A 3,844-nucleotide genomic window follows, 5' to 3' on the forward strand; every position below is an offset into this window, starting at 1 on the left:
ACCTGTAGGAGCTGCGATGCGGCGACCCGACTTGCCAGCGAAGGCCATTACCCGATTTCGAGTCGAATCAGAAGAACCCCAGCGGATTGATGTCGTAGCTCACCAGCAGGTTTTTGGTCTGCTGATAGTGATCGAGCATCATCTTGTGGTTTTCCCGGCCGACGCCGGACTTCTTGTAGCCACCAAACGCGGCGTGCGCCGGGTACAGGTGGTAACAGTTGGTCCACACGCGCCCGGCCTTGATCGCCCGGCCCATGCGGTAGGCGCGGTTGATGTCGCGGGTCCACAGGCCGGCACCGAGGCCGAACTCGCTGTCGTTGGCAATGGCCAGGGCTTCGGCTTCGTCCTTGAAAGTGGTGACCCCCACCACCGGGCCGAAGATTTCTTCCTGGAACACACGCATCTTGTTGTGCCCCTTGAGCAGGGTCGGCTGAATGTAGTAACCGCTGGACAGGTCGCCCTCCAGACGTTCGGCCGCGCCGCCGGTGAGCAGCTCGGCGCCCTCCTCCTGGGCAATGGTCAGGTACGAGAGGATCTTGTCGTATTGCTGCTCGGACGCCTGGGCGCCGACCATGGTCTCAGTGTCCAGCGGGTTGCCGCGCTTGATCCTGGCGATCTTCTTCATCACCTCGGCCATGAACGGCTCGTAGATCGACTCCTGCACCAGCGCCCGGGACGGACAGGTGCAGACTTCACCCTGGTTGAAGAACGCCAGCACCAGGCCTTCGGCAGCCTTTTCGATGAACGCGGGCTCGGCGTTCATGATGTCTTCGAAGAAGATATTCGGCGACTTGCCGCCCAGCTCGACGGTGCTCGGGATGATGTTCTCGGCGGCGCAATGCATGATGTGCGCGCCCACCGGGGTCGAGCCGGTGAAGGCGATCTTGGCGATGCGCTTGCTGGTGGCCAGGGCCTCGCCGGCTTCGCGACCGAAGCCCTGGACGATGTTCAGCACGCCCGCTGGCAGCAAGTCGGCGATGAGTTCGGCGAAGATCATGATCGACAGCGGCGTTTGCTCGGCAGGCTTGAGCACGATGCAGTTGCCGGCGGCCAGGGCCGGGGCGAGTTTCCAGGCGGCCATCAGCAGCGGGAAGTTCCACGGAATGATCTGCCCGACCACACCCAGGGGCTCATGGAAATGATAGGCCGTGGTCAGCTCGTTGATCTCGGCGGCGCCGCCTTCCTGGGCGCGGATGCAGCCGGCGAAGTAACGGAAGTGGTCGGCCGCCAGCGGCACGTCGGCGTTCAGTGTTTCGCGCACGGCCTTGCCGTTGTCCCAGGTTTCGGTGACGGCCAGGACCTCAAGGTTCTGCTCGATGCGATCGGCGATTTTCAGCAGCACCAGGGAGCGGTCCTGGGCCGAGGTCTTGCCCCAGGCGTCGGCAGCGGCATGGGCGGCGTCGAGGGCCTTGTCGATGTCGGCGGCGCTGGAGCGCGGGAATTCGGCGATCACTTCACCGTTGACCGGCGAGGTGTTGGTGAAGTACTCGCCATTGATCGGAGCGACAAATTCGCCACCGATGAAGTTGCCGTAGCGCGGCCTGAAGGTAATGACGGCGCCTGGGGTTCCGGGTTGTGCGTAGATCATGGTGGGCCTCTGTCTGGGTCGATGCCTGTCGTGCTGACAGGCGATGAGCCGATACTAGAGAGCCCCGCGTGCCAGACGAATGCATCGTTGGCAGGAGGGGCTCTCGTTATTTGGTCGTAGGAGCCAACTTGCCGGCGAAGGCGCCTTCATTGGTAATGCAAGGCTCGAGGGCCTCTTCGCTGGCAAGCCAGCTCCTACACGGATCCCGGTGATATGCTCGATTTTTGTAGGAGCCGGCTTGCCGGCGAAGGCGTTTTCAAGGGTGCCTCCACTCGATCAGTGCTTGGCGACGAGGTCCTTGGGCAGCTTGAAGGTCCAGAGCATGCCGCCCTGGTTGAAGTCCTTGATGCGCTTGGCCACTTCACCGCCCCACAGCGGTACCGCGCCGCCCCAGCCGGAGAGCACCGAAACGTACTGTTCGCCGTCCATTTCCCAGGTGATGGGTGAGCCGAGCACGCCGGAGCCGGTCTGGAATTCCCAGACCTTCTCGCCGGTCTTGGCGTTGAACGCCTGCAGGAAACCTTCAGGCGTGCCGGTGAACACCAGGTTGCCCTTGGTGGTCAGCACCCCGCCCCACAGCGGCGCATAGTTCTTGTGACGCCAGACTTCCTTGCCGGTTTTCGGGTCGATGGCCCGCAGCACGCCGATGTAGTCTTCGTTCAATGGCTTGATGGTGAATCCGGCGCCGAGGAACGCCGCGCCTTTCTTGTAGGCGATGCCTTCGTTCCAGATGTCCATGCCCCATTCGTTGGACGGCACATAGAACAACCCGGTGTCCTGGTTGTAAGCCATCGGCATCCAGTTTTTCGCGCCGAGGAACGCCGGTGCTACGAAGACCGAACTGCCCTTGACTTCCGAGCCCGGGGCGCCGGGACGGCTGGCTTCGTTGTAGATCGGCCGGCCGTTCTTATCCAGGCCGGTGGCCCAGGTGATCTTGTCCACGAACGGGAAGCCACGGATGAATTTGCCGTTGGTGCGGTCCAGCACGTAGAAGAAGCCGTTGCGGTCGGCAGTGGCCGCCGCCTTGATTTCCTTGCCGCCTTCGCTGTAGTTGAACGACACCAGCTCGTTCACGCCGTCGTAGTCCCAACCGTCGTGGGGCGTGCTCTGGAAGTGCCACTTGATGGTGCCGTCGTCCGGGTTGAGTGCCAGGCGCGATGAGGAGTAGAGGTTGTCGCCAGGGCGCAGGTGCGAGTTCCACGGCGCCGGGTTGCCGGTACCGAACAGCAGCAGGTTGGTTTCCGGGTCGTAATAGCCGCCAAGCCAAGGGGCCGCGCCGCCGGTTTTCCACAGATCGCCCGGCCAGGTCTTGCCCGCCTCGCCGCCGGAGATGCCGTTCTCCACCGCTTTGCCGTCCTTGTAGACGTAGCCCATATGGCCTTCGACCGTCGGCCGGGTCCACAGCAGATCACCGTTTTTCGGGTCGTAGGCCTCGATCTTGCCCACCACACCGAACTCGCCACCGGCCACGCCGGTAATCAGCTTGCCGTTGATCACCAGCGGCGCGGCACTGATCGAGTAGCCTTCCTTGTGGTCGGCGACTTTCTTGCTCCACACCACCTTGCCGGTGTCCTTGTTCAGCGCCACGAGCTTGGCGTCAAGGGTGCCGAAAATCACCAGGTCGCCATACAGCGCGACGCCACGATTGATCACGTCGCAGCAGGGGCGGATGTCATCCGGCAGGCGCGCGTCGTATTGCCAGAGTTTCTTGCCGGTGCGTGCATCCACGGCGAACACCCGCGAGTAGGAACCGGTCATGTACATCACGCCGTCCTTGACCATCGGCTGCGCTTGCTGGCCACGCTGTTTTTCACCGCCGAAGGAAAACGCCCAGGCCGGTCGCAGCTCCTTGACGTTGTCGACGTTGAGAATATCCAGCGGACTGTAACGCTGCCCCTGAACGCCCAAGCCGTTGGTCACGACCTGTTCCGGGTTCTTCGGGTCCTGGAGAATGTCCTGGTCGGAAACCCCGGCCAATGCCTGGCCGGACAACAGCATGGCACTGAGTAGCAGGCTCAAGACGAAGGGCTGGCGACGTGCGGGTTGGGTCATGACGGCTTCCTCTGCGGATTTTTGTTATGTCCGGAAAATTTTCCCGGTCTGGTGCAGATTCTTGGGCGCCGCCGCCCTGGCAACAATTGCCCGCAATGAGGAGATTGCTAATCCCTTAGTAGCGGGTCGTGTGAGATAAATACGGGATATTGTGATCGACACTGCCCCCTGTGGGAGCGGGCTTGCCCGCGAAGAGGCCGGCAC

Annotated in this window: 2 protein-coding genes; both read right to left on the bottom strand. The window is 62.5% G+C overall.

The features are described 5' to 3' along the window. Positions 1–67: 67 nt before the first annotated feature. Positions 68–1,588 (bottom strand): acetaldehyde dehydrogenase ExaC, encoded by a 1,521-nt coding sequence (gene exaC / locus AC1DWG_RS30355; RefSeq protein WP_477764106.1) that lies wholly within the window; start codon positions 1,586–1,588, stop codon positions 68–70. 276 nt (positions 1,589–1,864) lie between these two features. Then, on the bottom strand, positions 1,865–3,640 hold the full coding sequence (locus AC1DWG_RS30360) for a PQQ-dependent methanol/ethanol family dehydrogenase (protein ID WP_110661132.1): 1,776 nt from the start codon (positions 3,638–3,640) through the stop codon (positions 1,865–1,867). Between the last annotated feature and the right edge of the window lie 204 nt (positions 3,641–3,844).

The sequence above is a fragment of the Pseudomonas sp. P4_B3 genome (assembly GCF_056402295.1).